20 protein-coding genes are annotated in these 19,442 nt (G+C 18.4%); 6 read left to right on the top strand and 14 right to left on the bottom strand.

The window, feature by feature from the left end; translation table 11 throughout:
- Positions 1 to 100 precede the first annotated feature (100 nt).
- From cgtA to rplM, 6 genes are all read right to left on the bottom strand, one after another.
- A complete protein-coding gene (gene cgtA / locus GJT95_RS02215; RefSeq protein WP_169786135.1) occupies positions 101 to 1,132 on the bottom strand; it encodes an Obg family GTPase CgtA in 1,032 nt (343 codons plus the stop codon).
- A 106-nt stretch (positions 1,133 to 1,238) separates the two neighbouring features.
- Positions 1,239 to 1,490 (bottom strand): 50S ribosomal protein L27, encoded by a 252-nt coding sequence (rpmA, locus tag GJT95_RS02210; protein WP_169786134.1) that lies wholly within the window; start codon positions 1,488 to 1,490, stop codon positions 1,239 to 1,241.
- Positions 1,491 to 1,506: 16 nt separating this feature from the next.
- The gene (rplU, locus tag GJT95_RS02205; RefSeq protein WP_169786133.1) at positions 1,507 to 1,824 is read right to left on the bottom strand and encodes a 50S ribosomal protein L21; all 318 of its coding nucleotides are present in this window, start codon (positions 1,822 to 1,824) and stop codon (positions 1,507 to 1,509) included.
- A gap of 72 nt (positions 1,825 to 1,896) precedes the next feature.
- The gene (gene murA / locus GJT95_RS02200; RefSeq protein ID WP_169786132.1) at positions 1,897 to 3,156 is read right to left on the bottom strand and encodes a UDP-N-acetylglucosamine 1-carboxyvinyltransferase; all 1,260 of its coding nucleotides are present in this window, start codon (positions 3,154 to 3,156) and stop codon (positions 1,897 to 1,899) included.
- 81 nt (positions 3,157 to 3,237) lie between these two features.
- Entirely contained in the window at positions 3,238 to 3,627 is a 390-nt protein-coding gene (gene rpsI / locus GJT95_RS02195) for a 30S ribosomal protein S9 (RefSeq protein WP_169786154.1), read from the bottom strand.
- Positions 3,628 to 3,657: 30 nt separating this feature from the next.
- The gene (gene rplM, locus GJT95_RS02190; protein ID WP_169786131.1) at positions 3,658 to 4,080 is read right to left on the bottom strand and encodes a 50S ribosomal protein L13; all 423 of its coding nucleotides are present in this window, start codon (positions 4,078 to 4,080) and stop codon (positions 3,658 to 3,660) included.
- 244 nt (positions 4,081 to 4,324) lie between these two features.
- On the opposite strand from rplM, the gene argR reads away from it, so the two are divergent.
- A complete protein-coding gene (gene argR / locus GJT95_RS02185; protein WP_425482518.1) occupies positions 4,325 to 4,804 on the top strand; it encodes a transcriptional regulator ArgR in 480 nt (159 codons plus the stop codon).
- 5 nt (positions 4,805 to 4,809) lie between these two features.
- On the opposite strand, the gene serS is transcribed toward argR, so the two are convergent.
- Positions 4,810 to 6,099: a serine--tRNA ligase gene (serS, locus tag GJT95_RS02180; protein ID WP_169786130.1), complete on the bottom strand. Its 1,290-nt coding sequence runs from the start codon at positions 6,097 to 6,099 to the stop codon at positions 4,810 to 4,812.
- A gap of 150 nt (positions 6,100 to 6,249) precedes the next feature.
- Here serS and trxB point away from each other — a divergent pair, with 150 nt between their 5' ends.
- Positions 6,250 to 7,221 (top strand): thioredoxin-disulfide reductase, encoded by a 972-nt coding sequence (gene trxB / locus GJT95_RS02175; RefSeq protein ID WP_169786129.1) that lies wholly within the window; start codon positions 6,250 to 6,252, stop codon positions 7,219 to 7,221.
- A 31-nt stretch (positions 7,222 to 7,252) separates the two neighbouring features.
- Here the strand turns inward: trxB and infA are convergent, their stop codons facing one another.
- The 5 genes from infA to ppa form a co-directional block, all read right to left on the bottom strand.
- Positions 7,253 to 7,471: a translation initiation factor IF-1 gene (gene infA / locus GJT95_RS02170; protein WP_169786128.1), complete on the bottom strand. Its 219-nt coding sequence runs from the start codon at positions 7,469 to 7,471 to the stop codon at positions 7,253 to 7,255.
- A 29-nt stretch (positions 7,472 to 7,500) separates the two neighbouring features.
- Positions 7,501 to 9,231, bottom strand: coding sequence for an ATP-binding cassette domain-containing protein (locus GJT95_RS02165; protein ID WP_169786127.1), 1,731 nt, complete (start codon positions 9,229 to 9,231; stop codon positions 7,501 to 7,503).
- 1 nt (position 9,232) lies between these two features.
- Complete coding sequence (locus GJT95_RS02160) at positions 9,233 to 10,978, bottom strand: ATP-binding cassette domain-containing protein (protein WP_169786126.1); 1,746 nt, start codon at positions 10,976 to 10,978, stop codon at positions 9,233 to 9,235.
- A gap of 72 nt (positions 10,979 to 11,050) precedes the next feature.
- On the bottom strand, positions 11,051 to 12,295 hold the full coding sequence (gene eno, locus GJT95_RS02155) for a phosphopyruvate hydratase (protein WP_169786125.1): 1,245 nt from the start codon (positions 12,293 to 12,295) through the stop codon (positions 11,051 to 11,053).
- Positions 12,296 to 12,433: 138 nt separating this feature from the next.
- Complete coding sequence (gene ppa, locus GJT95_RS02150) at positions 12,434 to 12,973, bottom strand: inorganic diphosphatase (RefSeq protein ID WP_169786124.1); 540 nt, start codon at positions 12,971 to 12,973, stop codon at positions 12,434 to 12,436.
- 156 nt (positions 12,974 to 13,129) lie between these two features.
- Here ppa and rpoZ point away from each other — a divergent pair, with 156 nt between their 5' ends.
- Positions 13,130 to 13,384, top strand: coding sequence for a DNA-directed RNA polymerase subunit omega (rpoZ, locus tag GJT95_RS02145; RefSeq protein ID WP_169786123.1), 255 nt, complete (start codon positions 13,130 to 13,132; stop codon positions 13,382 to 13,384).
- A gap of 62 nt (positions 13,385 to 13,446) precedes the next feature.
- On the opposite strand, the gene gyrB is transcribed toward rpoZ, so the two are convergent.
- Positions 13,447 to 15,846 (bottom strand): DNA topoisomerase (ATP-hydrolyzing) subunit B, encoded by a 2,400-nt coding sequence (gene gyrB / locus GJT95_RS02140; protein ID WP_169786152.1) that lies wholly within the window; start codon positions 15,844 to 15,846, stop codon positions 13,447 to 13,449.
- Positions 15,847 to 15,884: 38 nt separating this feature from the next.
- Positions 15,885 to 17,006, bottom strand: a complete 1,122-nt coding sequence (gene dnaN / locus GJT95_RS02135) for a DNA polymerase III subunit beta (protein WP_169786122.1) — start codon at positions 17,004 to 17,006, stop codon at positions 15,885 to 15,887.
- A 188-nt stretch (positions 17,007 to 17,194) separates the two neighbouring features.
- On the opposite strand from dnaN, the gene rpmH reads away from it, so the two are divergent.
- From rpmH to yidC, 3 genes are all read left to right on the top strand, one after another.
- Entirely contained in the window at positions 17,195 to 17,347 is a 153-nt protein-coding gene (rpmH, locus tag GJT95_RS02130) for a 50S ribosomal protein L34 (protein WP_169786121.1), read from the top strand.
- A gap of 2 nt (positions 17,348 to 17,349) precedes the next feature.
- Positions 17,350 to 17,700, top strand: coding sequence for a ribonuclease P protein component (rnpA, locus tag GJT95_RS02125; RefSeq protein WP_169786120.1), 351 nt, complete (start codon positions 17,350 to 17,352; stop codon positions 17,698 to 17,700).
- Positions 17,701 to 17,778: 78 nt separating this feature from the next.
- Positions 17,779 to 19,431 (top strand): membrane protein insertase YidC, encoded by a 1,653-nt coding sequence (gene yidC, locus GJT95_RS02120; protein ID WP_169786119.1) that lies wholly within the window; start codon positions 17,779 to 17,781, stop codon positions 19,429 to 19,431.
- Positions 19,432 to 19,442 lie beyond the last annotated feature (11 nt).

The following is a 19,442-nucleotide window of genomic DNA, read 5'->3' as shown; positions in this document are numbered from 1 at the left end:
TTTATAATCCAAATTGAATAAAATTTGATTGTACATGTTTATGAAATAATAATTAAGACAATAAAACTATATAAATAGTTTATATAATTTATTTAAAAAATTAATATTTTATATTTTTTAACTTATATAAATGATTTAAAATATCTATATATAATTTTTTCATTCCAATATTATTTTTAGATGATATTAAATAAAATTTTTTTATATATTGATATTTTATTAAAATTTTTTTGATACAAGATATTAAATAATTTGAATTATGTAATAAATCAATTTTATTAAAAATAATCCATTGTTCTTTTAATAAAAAATTTTTATTGTACTTGATGATTTCATTACTTATTATATCTAAAGTATTAGATATATTATATTTTATGTTAATAATTGATATATCTATAATATAAAAAATTAAATTACAATATTTAAAATATTTAATAAAATCTAAACCTAATCCCTTTCCTAAAAAAGAATTTTTGATAATTCCTGGTACATCTAATATAGAAATATTAGAATTATCTAATTTATTTTTAATAATTCCTAAAATAGGTTTTGTAGTAGTAAATATATAATTACCAATTTTAGTTTTAGCTGAAGATATATTTTTAATAAATGTTGATTTTCCAGAATTAGGCAATCCTAAAACACCTATATCTACTTTTAAAATTAATTCTAATTTAATTTTTTTTTTTTCTCCTAAGCTACCCATAGTTTTTTTATATGGAGTTCTATTTATAGAAGATTTAAAATTAATATTACCTAATCCATTTTTTCCACCTTTTGCAATTAAAAACATTTGATTTTCGTTTTTTAAAAATATCAAAACTATATTTTTTTCTACATCAATAATTTTTGTACCTAATGGTACTTGAATAATTAAATTTTTACCATTTTTTCCAGTACGTTGTCGATTTTGTCCATTTACACCATTACTAGCTATATAATTATTTTTGTAATGAAAATTTTTTAAATTATTAATATTATGATTAGCTACAATATATACATTACCTCCCTTACCTCCATTACCTCCATCTGGCCCTCCTTTAGGAAGGAATCTTGCACGATAAAAACTAATACATCCATCTCCTCCTTTGCCTGCTTTAACATATATAATTACTTTATCAAAAAATTTCATTATAACTCCATTTTATAAAAATATATCTATAGAGATAGATATCTAATTTATTTTAATAAATTAACATAGTTATTAATAAAGAATAATAAATAATTAAAATTATATATTATATAATATTAATATATAATTTTTTTCTTACTCCTTTATAAGTAAATTTTACAATACCATTTATTTTAGCAAATAAAGTATGATCTTTACCACATCCGACATTATGTCCTGCATGAAATTTAGTACCTCTTTGTCTTATTAGAATATAACCTGATTTTACTATTTCTCCTCCATAACATTTTATTCCTAATCTTTTTGCATGTGAATCTCTACCATTTCTAGATGATCCACCTGCTTTTTTATGTGCCATAAAATTTTTTTTCCTTTTATATCAGAGATATTATTTCAATAATTTTTATATTAGTAAATAATTGACGATGACCTTGTATTTTACGATAATGTTTCCTTCTACGAAATTTAATTATTCTAATTTTTTTGTTTTTTCCATGTGATATTATTTCTGCTATAATTTTCCCTCCAGGAACTAAAGGATTACCTATATTTAATTTATTTTTATTAAAAATTAATAAAACATTATTAAATTCAATTTGCTTTCCAATATTACCTTGTATTTTTTCTAATTTAATAATTTGTCCTTGTATAACTTTATATTGTTTTCCATAATTATCGAAAATAGCATACATTAACTATGATCCTTATAAAAAATTTATTAATATAAAATTACTATCAATTTAATATGTTTTATATTAATAATCTTAATTTTTTAATCTTATAATTTTAGCACCTAAATTAATTAATTTATTTTCTATATTTTCATAACCACGATCAATATAATTAATATTATTAATAATAGTTATACCTGTAGCAATACAGCCTGCTAAAACTAGACTTATTGAAGCTCTTAAATCAGTTGCTTTAATTTCAGAACCATAAAGTAAATTTACACCTTGACAAAATACTTTATTATTTTTAATAAAGATTTTAGCTCCCATTTTTATTAATTCGTATATATATAAAAAACGATTTTCAAATATAGTTTCTGTTATTACACTTTTACCTAATGCAATACAATTTAACAAAGTAAATTGAGGTTGTATATCAGTAGGAAAATTAGGATAAGGACCTGTTGTAATATTAATAGCTTTAGGTTTTTTATTATTCATATTAAGACTACACCAATTTTTACCTATTTTAATTTTTGCACCTATATTTTTTAATTTTTTTAATAAAATATCTAAATATTTAGGATTAGTATTTTTACATAAAATTTTACCTTGAGATATAGCAGCGGCTATTAAAAAAGTTCCAGTTTCAATTCTATCTGGCATTATAGTATAAATACCCCCTGTTAATTTTTTAACACCTTTAATTATAATTTTTTTAGTTCCTCCTCCTTTAATATTTGCACCTATCATATTTAAAAAATTAATTAAATCTTCTATTTCAGGTTCTTTAGCCGCATTTTCAATTATAGTTATATTACTAGCATAGATTGCAGCCAAAATACTATTAATAGTAGCTCCTACACTTATTTTTTTCATAAAAATATAAGCACCTTGAAATCTATTATTTATAGATGCTATAATAAATTCATTTTTAATATAAATATTAGCACCTAATTTTTTTAAATTTTTAATATGCAAATCAATTGGTCTTTGACCTATAGAACATCCACCAGGTAAATATATTTTTATTTTTTTAAAACGCATTAATAATGGACTTATTAGCCAAATAGAAGCTCTAATAGATTGAATTAATTTTTTAGGAAGAATATAATTTTTATATAAATTATTTGCATTTATTATTAATGATTTACCTTTTTTTATTTTTACCCCTAATGTTAAAAGCAATTTAATAGTTATATCTATATCTTTTAATTTAGGAATATTTTTAATTTCTATTAATTCATTTGTTAAAAGTGATGCAAATAAAATAGGTAAAGCAGAATTTTTTGATCCAGAAATATTAACTTTTCCTTTTAACTGTACTGGCCCTTGTATTAAAAATTTATCCATATCAAACTCTATAAATATTAATAAAATAATTAAAGTGATTAATTTTGTTTTAATATTAAATGTTTTAAAATAAGTAAAATTTTAACGTTTAGAAAATTGTGGACTACGTCTTGCTTTTTTAAAACCAAATTTTTTACGTTCTACTTTACGATCATCTCTAGTAACAAAACCGGCTTTTTTTAAATCTTTTCTAAAAAAATTATCATATTTTATTAAAGCTCTTGTAATACCATGTCTAATTGCCCCCGCTTGGCCTGAAATACCTCCTCCTTTAACTGTAATATATAAATCAAACTTATCACGCATTTCAATTAATTGTAAAGGTTTTAATATCATAATACGATGTGTATTTCTAGTAAAAAAAATATTTATTTTTTTTTTATTAATTAAAATACTACCGGTTCCTTTTTTCATAAAAACTCTAGAAGAAGAATTTTTTCTTCGTCCTGTTGTGTAATAATCATAATTCATTTTATTCATAAACTTATATTCCTAATAAAATTAAATATTTAAAATATTGTTTTTTTGTGCTATATGTTTATGTATTGATCCTATATAGATTTTTAATCTATTTAGCATTAATGTTCCTAATTTATTTTTAGGCAACATTCCTTTAACAGAATGTTGAATAACTTTACAAGGATTTTTTATCATTAATTTTTCTAATGATATTTTTTTTAATCCTCCTGAATAACCACTATGACTAAAATAAAATTTATTTTTTAATTTATTTCCTGTTATTTTAATTTTATTAGCATTTATAATTATAATATAATCACCTATATCAATATAGGGCGAATATAAGATTTTATGTTTTCCCATTAAATAATGAGCAATTGTACTAGATAATCTTCCTAAAATTTTATTTTTTGCATTTATCAGAAACCATTGACGATTAAGTTTTTTATTTAACAAAATATTCATTTTATATATCCAAAATATAAAAAATCTTATTTACATTATTTATTTTTAATTTTTTAATAAAAAAATATATATTCATATTAAAATATGATAATATATATATTTAGTAAATGCAATTAGTCTTTTTATTTTTGAATTTATTCTATTTAAATAGAATAAGTAATATAATCTATATTTAGATAAAAAATAATATAATAAATTTATTTTATAAATAAAATATTTTTTTTTATTTTTTTTGGTGAACTTTATGAATATAATTTCTGCAAAAAAAAAAGAAGCTAATTTAATTAAAATTTTTAAAAATTTAGTAAAACAAGAAAAATTTAGTACTCAAATTGAAATTGTTCGTGCTTTACAAGAAGAAGGATTTCATAGTATTAATCAATCTAAAGTCTCTAGACTGTTAACTAAATTTGGTGCAGTAAGGATTAGAAATACAAAAATGGAAATGGTATATTGTTTTCCTTTAGAATTAGGAATTCCTAATACAACAAGTCCATTGAAAAATTTAGTATTAGATATTGATTATAATGATATTTTAATTATTATTCATACAAGTCCAGGAGCTGCACAATTAATAGCAAGATTATTAGATTCTTTAGGTAAACCAGAAGGTATATTAGGTACTATTGCAGGTGATGATACTATTTTTGTAGTTCCTACTCGTATTTTTAAAACTATTAACTTATATAATTCTATTCAAAATTTGTTTAAACAAAAATTATAATTTTATTATTTAATTTTTATATATTTCATACCATTCATATATTGTTGAAGTACATTAGGTATTTTAATAGTTCCATTTTTAAGTTGATAATTTTCCATAATTGCAGCTAATGTTCTACCTATAGCTAAACCAGATCCATTTAAAGTATGTATAAATTTAATTTTTTTATCTTTTATCCTTCTATATCTAGCTTTTATTCTTCTAGATTGAAAATCACCCATATTAGAACAAGAAGATATTTCATAATATTTATTTTTTGAAGGGAACCATACTTCTAAATCATAAGTTTTATTTGATGCAAAACTCATATCTCCTGTACATAATAATACTTTTCTATATGGTAGATTTAATAATTGTAAAATTTTTTCTGCATGTATAGTGATTTGTTCTAAAGTTTTTATTGAATTTTTTGGTTTTACTAATTGTACTAATTCTACTTTATCAAATTGATGTGTACGTATTAATCCTTTATTATATTGACCATATGAACCTACTTCAGATCTAAAACAAGGAGTATGAGCAACATATTTTATAGGTAATTGGTTTTCTTCAATAATTTTATTATATACTAAATTAGTTAATGGTACTTCTGCTGTAGGAATTAAAAAATATTTATATGTATTATTTTTTTTAAAATTTTTTATATGAAAAAGATCTTTACTAAATTTAGGTAATTGTCCAGTACCATATAAAGTTTCTTGTTTAACTATATAAGGAACATAAACTTCTTGATAATTATGTTGATTTGTGTGGATATTTAACATAAATTGAATGAGTATTCTATATAAATAGGCTATTTCCCCTTTTAACACAAAAAATTTTGATCCACTTAAATTAATACCAGATTCAATATCAATTCCTTTGTGTAATAAACCTAATTCTAAATGATCTTTTATTGTAAAATCATAATTAGTTATTTTACCCCATTTTTTAATTTCTTTATTTTTTGTATTATTAATTCCTATAGGAACATCTTCATGAGGTAAATTAGGAATAGAAGAATAAATATATTCTATATTTTTTTTAATATTATCTAATATAGATTTATATTTTAATATATTATTATTAGTAATAATAGATTTTTGTTTTAAATCAAAAGTATTACTAATATTTTTTTTAGATAAAATATAGGATATTTTATTTTTTTCTATTTGTAATTTTTCTATTTTAATTTGAAAAAATTTTCTTTTTTTTTCTAATTTATTTATTAGATTAATATCTAAATGAAAATTTCTTTTTTTTAAAATTGTATATATATAATTAATATTATTACGTAATAATTTTACATCTAACATAATTTTTTCTTATAAAGAATAATGTAATATTTTATTATAAAATTAAAATTTATATAAATTTATTTTTTTAAAATAATTTTTTTAAATTATTAATTTAAATATTTAATATATTATATATAATATGAAAAATATTTTAAGTAATCAAATAATATGAAAAATATAAAAAAAACAAAACTACTTATTATAGGTTCTGGACCTGCTGGTTATACAGCTGCTATATATGCAGTAAGGGCAAATTTAAATCCTATTTTAGTAACAGGAAATAATATTGGAGGTCAATTAACAAAAACATTTAATATAGAAAATTGGCCAGGAAATTTTCCTAAAATAACAGGACAAAAATTAATGGATAATTTATATAATCATACAGTATTTTTAAATACTAATATTATTAATGATACAATTGTTAAAATTATTAATTTGGAAAAAACACCTTTTATTTTAGAAGGTAATTTAAATACATACATATGTAAAAGTATTATTATAGCTACTGGATCAAATCCAAAATCTTTAGGTTTATATTCAGAAAAAAAATTTATAGGCAAAGGAGTATCTTCATGTACTATTTGTGATGGATTTTTTTTTCGCAATAAAATAGTTTCAGTTATAGGAGGAGGTAATACTGCTATAGAAGAAACAATATACTTATCTAGTATTGCATCTAAAGTACATTTAATACATAGAAAAAATACTTTAAATGCTGAAAAAATATTACTTAATAAATTAAAAATTTTAATAAAAAAGAAAAAAGTAATTTTACATACTCCTTATGTACTAAAAGAAATTTTAGGAAATGAAACAGGAGTTAATAGTATTAAAATTAATTCTATATATGATAATAATATTTTAAACATTTTAACATTTGGTGTATTTATATTAATAGGTACTATTCCTAATAGTAACTTATTTAAAAATCGAATAAAATTAGATAAAGATGGTTATATTATTACAAATAATTATAAATTAAATAATTTAAATTTTACACAAACAAATATACCTGGTATTTTTGCAGCTGGTGATGTTACAGATAAAAATTATAGACAAGCAATTACATCAGCAGCTACAGGCTGTATGGCAGCATTAGATGCGCAAAAATTTTTAAATAAAATTAATAAAAAATAATTAATTTTATTTTATATATAAAATATAAATTTTAACGACTACGAAAAATTATTCTACCTTTTTTTAAATCATATGGAGTTAATTCTACGGTAACTTTATCTCCTGTAAGAATGCGAATATAATTTTTTCTCATTTTACCTGAAATATGTGCTGTTATAATATGTCCATTTTCTAATTTTACATGGAAAATAGTATTAGGTAATGTATTTAATACTATACCTTGCATTTCTATATTATCTTTTTTAGACATTATTATTCCTTATTAATATAATTATATAATCATAATATTATATTATTTTTGATATAATTCCAGTAATATTCTTTTTTATCTATTAAATTAGTATGTTTTCCTTTTTCAATTATAAATCCATTATTTATTAAATAAATAAAATCCATTTTTTTTAAAATATGAATATCATGTGTTATAATTATGACAGTTTTTTTTTGAAAAAATGATAAAATTAACTTTATTATTTTAATAGATGAATGTTTATCTAATCCTTCTGTAGGTTCATCTAATAATATTAGATTTCCATTATGGATAATAATTCTTGCAATACCTAATTTCTTTAATTCTCCTCCAGAAAGTAATCTGCCTCCATCACCCATCCATGTATTTAAACCTTCATTTTTTAGTAATTTTTCTAAACCTACTAATTTTAAAATTTTTATTAAATAAGTATCATCAATATTTTTGTTATTTTGATTATTTAATAAAATATTATTTTTTAATGTATCACTAAAAAGATATATTTTTTGAGTCATTACACTTATATTATTTCTTAATGAAGATAAATCCCAATTTTTTAAATTATATTCGTTTAAAAAAATTTTACCTTTTATAGGATCCCATGCTCTAGTTAATAACATAAATAATGTTGACTTTCCACTACCATTATGTCCAGTAATTGCTATCTTTTGATATTTATGTATACATAATGATATATTTTTTAATATATATAAATTTTTCTTATTAAAATAAAATGATAAGTTATCTATTTTTAATAAAATTGAATAATTATTATTTTTTAAATTATTTTTTGTAAATATTATGGTAGGTTTTTTTTCTATTAAATAAAAAATTTTTTTAATTGATAAAAATATTTCATGAATATTTTGAAAAACATTATTTAAAGGAAATAAAATTTTATAAAACGTAATAAAAAATAATAAAAATAATATGATCTGATATTTAAATTTATTGTTATAATAATACACTAATATTAGTAATAAATTAATATTAATTATTATATTTATTAATAATTTTGATTGAATATCATAATTATTTTTTATTAATTGTATTTTCTCTAATTTTGATTCTAAATTATTTATTTTATAGGATATATATTTTATTCCTTCAAATATTTTATATTCTGTATGTTGTAATATAAAATTATTTATGTAAAAAAAATATTTTTCTTTTAAAAAAATATATTTTTTTCCTATTATTTTTCCTTTTTTGTAAAAATAAAAAAAATAAAATAATATTAAAAATAATATAGTAATACATAATATTATAAAAAAAATAAAATTAATAATACTCAAATAAATTAAAACTATAATGGTTATTATACTAATAACTATTATAGGAATAAAAATTTTTATATATAAAAAATCTAAAATTTCAATATCTGAAATTAAAATATTTAATATTTCAGTATTAAACATCGATATCAAATCAGATGGATATAAAGGAAATATTTTCTTAAAAATTAATATTCTGAAATTATTTAATAAATATAAAGTATTATTATGTTGGATTATTTTTTCAAAATATTGTGTAATAGTTTTTATTATAGAAAATATTCTGATAATAATTGTTGGTATTATATAATTATAATACATATTATTATTTTTTATTCCAATTAAAAAAGTAGAAGTTAATAAAGATCCAGATATTACAGATAATAATAGATTTATTAAATTGTTAATTATTGATAGTAATATATCTAAAATAATTTTTTTAAAAAATTTATTATGATATTTAAAATAATATAATAAGTAAAACATATTAAAAAACTCTTTTAAAAAAAAATTTTTTTTTATATAAATTTTTATTAAATGATTTTGTTATAATTTGCCCATCTTCCATATACCAAATTTCATTATAGTAATTAATTTGATTAATTTTATGTGTAATAGTTATGCTTATTTTTGAAGTTGATAAATTTTTTTTTATTATTTGTATAATATCATATTGACTATTAATATCTATATTAGCTATAGGTTCATCTAATAATAATAATATATAATTTTTAATTAATGCTCTAGCAATTACTATTTTTTGAATTTGTCCTACTGATAAACATATATTTTCTTTATTAAGAATAGTATTTAATTTATTAGGTAATTTTAGTAAAAAATTTATTATATTAATTTTTTTTAAAATATTATTTATTTTAAATAAATCTGGTTTTTTAGAAAAAAATAAATTTTTTTTAATTGTTGTAGCAAATAATTGAGAATTTTGTTGAACACATGATATTTGTTCATACCAACTATATAAATTAATTTTATTAAATTCAATATCATTTATTTTTAAAGATCCTTCATATGGAATAATTCCAAGAAAAACATTAAATAATGTTGTTTTACCAGCTCCGTTAGGTCCAGTAATAACTATATTCTGTCCTGAAAATATTGTAAATGATATAGGACCTATTAATATATATCCTTTATTATTTCTAATTACTAAATTAGTAGCTTTAATTGTTAATTTTTTAATTTGTTTTAAAAAATAATTTCTTTTTATATCTAAAATAATAGATTTTTTATTTAATAATTTTACAATATTGTTTGCAGCTCCAATAGCTTTAGATTTTATATGATATAATTTACCTAAATTATTAAAATTTTGAAAATATTCAGAAACAATAATAATTATAAAAAAACTATGTAATATTTTAATATTTTTATTATAAAAACCAATATTTATTATATGTAAATATGAAAAACTAAAATACATAATCACAAAAGCTAAAGAAATAGAAGCAAAAAAATCTAGAATAGTAAAAGTTAAAAAAACAATTTTTAATATTTCAAAATTTTTTTTTCTAAATTCTTCAATAAATAATATCATTTTATTTATTTCAATTTTTTGAAGATTAAATATTCTAACAGTTTCTATTCCTTTTAATCTATCAAAAAATATTCCACTTAAAATAGATAAAATTTTAAAATTTTTTTTATTTTTTTTTATAGTTTTATCTCCAATTAATATTATAAAAAATATTATTAAAATACTTGTAATAATAATTACAATTCCAAATATCCAACTAACCAAAAATATAGTAATTAAAGTTACTAATGATGATATTTTGACTGTAAAATATTGAGGTATATATTGATGATAATAATCATGTAAATTTTCTATATTATTTATTATTAAAGATAATGCAGATCCTAAAGATTTATTTTTAAAATAATTAAAATATTGAGATGTTAATTTATGTAAAATTTTTTTTCTAATAAGAACTTTTATTTTTTGACTATATAAAAAATTATATTTATCTATTAAAAAAGATAGTAATAAATTTACTGTAAAACATACACATATTATTTTATAATAATAAAAAATATATTCCTTATTTTTTTCTAAAAAAAAAAATTCAACTTGTTTTGCTAACATCCAATTTTTTATTATTAATATAAGGATATTAATAATATTTAAAAAATAAGATATTATTAATGTATTTTTAGCTAACAAACTATTTTTTTTTAACCAAAAAATTATTTTTTTTTCTTTATATATATTCATTTTTAATAAATAATCTTATAAGTAATAAAACTATACTATGTTGATTTTATCAACATAGTCTATAACAATAATTTATAATTGTTCTTCAATTCTAATTAATTGATTATATTTAGCATTTCTATCAGAACGGCTCATAGAACCAGTTTTAATTTGATCTGCATTTGTACCAACAGCTAAATCTGCAATAAATGTATCCTCTGTTTCTCCAGATCTATGTGATATGATTACTTTATATCCTGATTTTTTAGCTGTTTTTATGGTTGATAATGTTTCTGTAAGAGATCCAATTTGATTTAATTTTATTAAAATAGAGTTAGCAATATTATTCTTAATACCTTTTTTTAAAAATTTAGTATTTGTAACGAATAAATCATCTCCTACTAATTGAATTTTATTACCTAATATTTTAGTTTGATATATAAAACCTTTCCAATCATTTTCATCTAAACCATCTTCTATAGAAGTAATAGGATATTTTTGAGTTAAATTATATAAAAAATGTGTAAATTCTTTAGAAGAAAGATTAAGATTTTCACTTGTTAAGTGATATTTATCATTAAAAAATAATTCAGATGCAGCACAATCAATAGCAAAAGTAATATCTTTACCAAGTACATAACCAGCATTTTTAACTGATTGTGATATTATATCAAATGCTTCAGTATTATTTTTTAAATTAGGAGCATATCCACCTTCATCTCCAACTGATGTAATTAATTTATTTTTTTTAAGTACAAATGATAAATGGTGAAAAATTTCTGAACCATAACGAATTGCTTCTTTAATATTTTTTGAACTAATAGGTTGAATCATAAATTCTTGTATATCTAAATTATTATTAGCATGTTTTCCTCCATTAATAACATTAATCATAGGCATAGGCATAAAAAAATTTTTTATACCATAAATATTACCAATATATTTGTATAATGGTATTTGATGAAATAAAGAAGATGCTCTTGCATTAGCTAATGAAACTGCTAAAATAGTGTTAGCTCCTAAATTAGATTTATTTTCAGTGTTGTCTAAATTAATCATAATTTCATCAATATATGATTGATGAGATGAATTTTGATTAACTAAATATTTATTTAACATAGTATTAATTATTTTTACTGATTTTAGAACTCCTTGTCCTAAAAATCTTTTTTTATTATTATCACGTAATTCTATTGCTTCTTTTGATCCTGTGGAAGCTCCAGAAGGAACAGAAGCAATCCCAATTATATTATTATTTAAATGAACTTCTGCTTCAATAGTAGGATTGCCTCTAGAATCAATAATTTCTCGACCTATTATTTTTTTTATTTTAGACATTTTATTTCCTTAATATACTTAATAAGTATTAATAATAAATTATTTGAAATATATATACTAAAAAAGCATTAGAATAAATATAAATTTTTAATTTTTTTATATAAATTTTATAATTAATTCATTTATTAAATAATGTTATTAATTAATCTTTTTTTGTTGAAATCTTTTGATAGAAGATAAAATTTCTGTTTGTGCTTGAGATAAATCTCCCCAGTTTTCTATTTTACACCATTTTTTATTTTCCAAATCTTTGTAATGTTGAAAAAAATATATAATTTGTTGTTGTAATAGTTTTGGTAAATCTTTAATATTTTTAATTAATAGATATTCTTGTGAAATTGTGTTATGTGGTACCGCAATAATTTTTTTATCATTTCCCGATTCATCTATCATATTTAATATTCCTATAGGACGACATCTTATTACAGTTCCTGGAATAATAGAATATTTAGTTATGACAATTACATCTAATGGATCATCATCTAATGATAATGTATTATTTATATATCCATAATTACAAGGATAAAACATAGGTGTAGTAATAAAACGATCTACAAATAATATTCCATATTTTTTATTTACCTCATATTTTATTGGATTTGAATGAGAAGAAATTTCGATAATTACATTAATATCATTAGGAATATTTTCTCCAGAAGAAATATTATTATAATTCATGTTATTTTATCCTTTAATTATATTAAAAATTTTTTATATATATATTTCTTATAAATTTAATAATTTATACATTTTAAATATATATGATATGATAACAAATATTATTAATAATATTTATTAAAGTTAGTTAATTTTTTGTAAGGAAGATAATATATTATGGCTAGAGTTACAGTAGAAAAAGCTGTTAAAAAAATAGGTAACAGGTTTGATTTAGTTATTTTAGCTGCTAAAAGAGCAAGACAAATACAAATAAGAGGTAAAATTCCATTATTATCAGAAAAAAATGATAAAACAACTATTTTAGCATTACGCGAAATTGAACAAGGTTTAATTAATAAAGAAATTATAAATAATTATGAAAAAAATAATATAGAAGAAAAATTTAAATCTATAGATTTAAATGATTACTGATTTTTATATATTTAAGTATTATTTATTAATTTATACTTCATACATTCAATTTAATTTTATATTTAAAAATCGATATTTAATGCTTTTAAAGCATTTTCTTTTATAAATAATTTTCTGGGTTCAACCTCATCACCCATTAAAGTTGAAAATAATTGATCAGCTGAAATTGCATCTTGAATTGTTACTTTTAACATATTACGAGTTAAAGGATTCATAGTAGTTTCCCATAATTGACTTGGATTCATTTCACCTAATCCCTTATATCTTTGTATAGAAAGACTTTTTTTAGATTCTTTTAACAACCATTCCATTCCTTCTTCAAAAGAATTAATATTTTTATTTTTTTCTCCTTTTTTTACATAAAAAATACCTTTTTTTTGTAAAGAACATAATTTATTTCCTAATAAACATATTTTATTGTATTCATTACTTATAAAAAAATCATTATTTAATAAATATTTATTTATATTTTCATATTTATTTTCATAAATTACTAATTCAAAAATATTTTTATCAATATTTTTGTTTATCTTACCTGAAAATTTCATATTTATATAATTTTTATTTAAAAACAAAAGTAAATTATTTAACCATATATCTACATTATAATTATTTGATTGATTTAATTTTGTATTATACAATAGTGCATGTAATATTTTACTATCAATATTATATTGAGAATTTTTTATAATTTTTTTTATAGAATAATATTCATTAATTAATATCATTAATTTTTTATCAATTAATTTTTCTTCAGATTTTTTAAAATAAAAAACAGCTTTTTCTATAGCTGAATTTAGTATAAATGTTTCCATTTCTTCATTGTTTCTAATATAAAATTTTTTATTACCTTTTTTAATTCTATAAAGTGGAGGTTGTGCTATATATATATAACCTTTTTCAATAATATTAGGTATTTGACGATAAAAAAATGTTAATAATAAAGTACGAATATGTGCCCCATCTACATCTGCATCTGTCATTATAATGATATTATGATATCTTAAATTATCTAAATGATATTTTTCTAAATTAACACCTAATGCTGTAACTAAAGTTATTATTTCTTGCGAAGTAATAATTTTACTAAATTTAGCTTTTTCTACATTAAGAATTTTACCTTTTAAAGGTAAAATTGCTTGTGTTTTTCTATTTCTACCTTGTTTAGCTGATCCTCCTGCTGAATCTCCCTCTACTAAATAAATTTCAGATAATTCAGGATTATTTTCTTGACAATCAGATAATTTTCCTGGTAATCTTGATATGTTATTTATGTTTTGATTTTTTATTATATTTTTGGTTTTTCTAGCAATATCTCTTATTTTAGCTATGCTAATAATTTTTTCTACAATATTTTTAGCATCACTTGGATTTTCTAATAAAAAAAACATTAATTGTTTATTTACATAACATTCTACTAATGATTTTACTTCTGATGATATTAATTTTTCTTTAGTTTGAGAAGAAAATTTTGGATTTAAAATTTTTATTGATATAATTGCAATTAAACCTTCTCTAGTATCTTCTCCTTTTAAATTAATATTCTTTTTTTTATTATATCCTTCTTTGTCTATATAAAGTTTTATTGTTTTTGTTATAGCTGATTTTAATCCGGATAAATGAGTACCTCCATTTTTTTGAGGTATATTATTAGTAAAACAATATATTTCTTCATTGAATGAATTATTCCACTGCATAGCAATTTCTATATTAATATTATTATTTTTGGTATAACAATAAAAAATTTTTTGATTAATCAAATTAATATCTTTATTTAAATATTTTATATATTCTTTTATACCTCCCTTATATTGAAAAATATCTTTTTTATTTCTTTTATCATCAATAATTGAAATAATTAATCCTGAATTTAAAAAAGATAATTCTTTTAGTCTATTAGATAGAATTTGATAATTAAATTTTTGAACTGTAGTAAAAATATTATAATCAGGCCAAAATCTAATATGTGTTCCGGTAGTATTACTAATACCAATAATTTTTAATTTTTCTTGAGGTATTCCATAATAATATAATTGTTTATATAATTTTCCATTTTTTTTAATAATTAATTCTAATTTTTTTGATAAAGCATTTACCACAGAAATTCCTACTCCATGTAAACCTCCTGATAATTTATAAAATTTATTATTAAATTTACTACCTGAATGTAATATAGTCATAATAACTTCAGCAGCTGATATTTGAGCTTCTTTATGTATATCTGTAGGTATACCTCTCCCATCATCAATAATAGAAACAGAATTATCCTTATGTATAATTACTTGTATATTTTTACAAAAACCAGACAAAGATTCATCTATTGAATTATCTATAACTTCAAATACCATATGATGTAATCCTGTACCATCATCAGTATTGCCAATATACATTCCTGGTCTTTTTTTAACAGCATCTAATCCTTTTAAGATTTGAATACTTGAAGAATCATAATATTTATTTATCAAATTTAACTCTCATTTTTTTTAAAATTAAATAAAATTTATATTTTCATTGGCATAATTAAGTAAATTTTATTTTTATCATAATTATCTTCTATTTTAATACTAGAAATACTATCAATAAAAGATAATTTAATAAAATTACTTTCTAATATATTAATAACATCAATTAAATAATTAATATTAAATGATATTTGAATATCATTTGTTTTTTTATTTTGAAATTTTTCTATTTTTAATACTTCTTCAGCTTTTTCATTATTAATATTATTAGTAAAAATTTTTAAGTTTTTATTATTTAATAATAAATTTACTCCTTTTGTTCTTTCATTTACTAAAATAGAAATTCTATTTAAAGCATTTTTAAATAAAACACGATCAATTTTAATTATTTGATAGAATGATTTAGGTATAATTTCTTTATAGTCAGGAAAATTACTTGTAATTAATTTAGATATAAATTTTAAATTTTTAAAAGTAAAACAAATATTATTATTATTAATTTTAATATTAACTAATTCATTAGTATTATTAATTAATTTAGATAATTCAAAAATACTTTTACGAGGAATTATAACACTATAATTTATAATATTTTTATCTAAAATATATTTATAAAAAGATAATCTATGTCCATCAGTTGATACAATATTTAAAACATTATTTTTAATTTGCAAAAATAATCCATTTAAATATTTTCTTACATCGTTATCTGCTATTGAAAAATAAGTAGCATATATAAAATTTTTTAATATTTTATTTGTTAAATTAAATTCTATATCATGTTTTAAAAAACTTATATTTGGAAAATTATTTGCAGGTAAAGTAGTTATTGTAAAATGACAATTTTTTGTAGAAATAATCATTTTATTTATATTAAATACTATTTTTATATCATTTTTTTTAGGAAAAGAACGACATATATTATAAAATTTTTTTCCTTGAATAATAACAGAATATTTTTTATTTAAATATTTATTTTTAATAAAAGATGTAATTTCTATTTCTAGATTAGTACTTTTAAATAATACAATTCCATTATCTAAAATTTTTATTAAAATATTACTAAGATTAGGATGTAAAGATTTATTACTAACAATATTAGTAACATATTGTAATGGTTTAATTATTAATTCTCTATTAATAATAATATTATTTTCCATAATTCTTATTTTAAAAAAAATACACAATATAAAATTATAATTTATATACAATAATATACTATATATTTTACGGTCAAACTTAAAATAAATATATAATTTTTTAATTTGAAATAATAAAAAAATATGTATAAAAAAATTATTTTATGTATATAATAATTATATATTATATAAGTATAGGTGTAAACTAAATGAAACGTACTTTTCAACCATCTATATTAAAAAGAAATAGATCCCATGGTTTTAGATGTAGAATGAAAACAAAAAATGGTAGAAAAATTATAAATCGTCGTCGTACTAAAAAACGTATTTATTTAAGTGTTTCAGATAAAAAATTTAAATAAAAATGTTTAATTTTAATTTTACAAAAAATAAACGTTTAACTTCATTAAATTTTAATTCAATTTTTAAAAAAAATAATAGATTAAATAATTTATATTTTATTATATTAAATAAAAAAAATAATATTCAATATTCTAGAATAGGTATAATTATTCCTAAAAAAATAGTTCGTAAAACATATATTAGAAATAAATTTAAAAGAATAATTCGTGAATATTTTCGTTTAAATCAATATTATTTTTTTAATAGAGATTATATTATTATTTTATATAATAAAAACATATTAAAAATTGATATTTTTTATTTTAAAAAATATTTAAAAAATATATGGTTAAATTTTAGAAAAATAATTTAATATAAAAATAGGCTAAACTTGTTGTTTTACGTTATAATTAAATTTATATTTTTAACAAAAAAAATGAGAATATGAATAATGAATTCAAAAAATAATATTTTTTTAATTATTTTTTGTTTGTTTTTTTTTATTATTTTAAATAATTGGAAAATAATATATAATTATACAAAAAATAATACAATAAAAAATACTATTAATATTGATAATGACACTCATCTAGATAAGCAATCTAAGATTTTCTTTAAAGACATAAAAAAAGATAATGTTTTGATTAAAACAGATAAATTTTTTATATCTATTAACCCTTATGGGGGTAATATTGAAAAAGTACAATTATTAGACTATTTTGAAAAATTACATTCTAAAAAATTTTTTACTTTATTAAGAAAAAATACTGATTTTGTTTATCAAGTAACAAGTGGTGTTATAAAAAATAATAAATTAGGAAAAGATATTAATTTTTATAAAAATTCTAAATTTTTTACAAGTTCAAACTTTTTTACATTTAAAAAAAATAAAAATATATTAAAAATACCTTTTTTTTTCATAAAAAATAATATTTTATATATAAAAACTTTTATTTTTACAAAAGGAAGTTATTTAATTAAAATTAATCATCAAATTTTTAATTTAAATAATAAACAACCTATTAGTATAGGTATTTTTGGCCAAATAGATAAATCAAGCGTTACTCCTCAAAAATATTTAGATAAAAAACATAATAATGTTACTATAAAAACATTTGATGGGGTAGCTTTTTCAACAAAAGAAACAAAATTTAAGAAATATAAATTTCCTTATATTTTAAAAAAAAAAAACATACAATTTAAAACTTATACTGGATGGATAGCTATGTTACAACAGTATTTTACTTCAGTTTGGATTTTACCTAATTTTTCTAAAGAAAATACTGTTTATATAAAAAAAATATTTAATAATATTATTAGTATTGGTTTTAAATCTCCATTTTATTTAATTTTACCAGGACAAAAACATAATTTTACATCTCAATTATGGATAGGACCTAAAATTCAAGCAACAATGTCTCAGATAGTACCTTTTTTAGATTTAACCATAGATTATGGTTTTTTAGGATTTTTATCAAAATTATTATTTCAATTATTAAATTTTATTTTTAGTATAGTAAAAAATTGGGGAATTTCAATTATTATAATTACTATTATAATAAGGGTATTAACATATCCTTTATCTAAAAAACAGTATATAACTATTACTAAAATAAATGATTTACAACCAGAAATACAAAAAATAAAAGAAAAATTTGCTAATAATAAGGAACGTCTTAGTAAAGAAATAATTTTATTATATAAAAGGGAAAATTTAAATCCTTTTGCTGGATTTTTTCCATTTATTATACAAATGCCTATTTTTTTAGCTTTATATTATATGTTAATTAGTTCAATTGAATTAAGACATGCTAAATTTCTTTTTTGGATACAAGATTTGTCATCAGAAGATCCATATTATATTTTACCAATAATAATGAGTATTACTATGTTAGTTATACAATATTTTTCTCAAACTAAATTTGATAAAAATAATTTTATACAAAATAAATTTACATATATAATGCCTATTATTTTTAGTTTCTTTTTTTTATGGCTTCCTTCTGGATTAGTTTTATATTATATAATAAATAATTTAATTACTATTTTGCAACAAAAATGGATTATGTATCAAATAAATAATAAAAATTATAAAATTTCATAATTAAATTTAAA

This window comes from Enterobacteriaceae endosymbiont of Donacia crassipes (genome assembly GCF_012569785.1).
GTDB lineage: Bacteria > Pseudomonadota > Gammaproteobacteria > Enterobacterales > Enterobacteriaceae.
The sequence above is the reverse complement of the archived record's forward strand: the minus strand, read 5'-3'. Positions and strand labels throughout refer to the sequence as shown.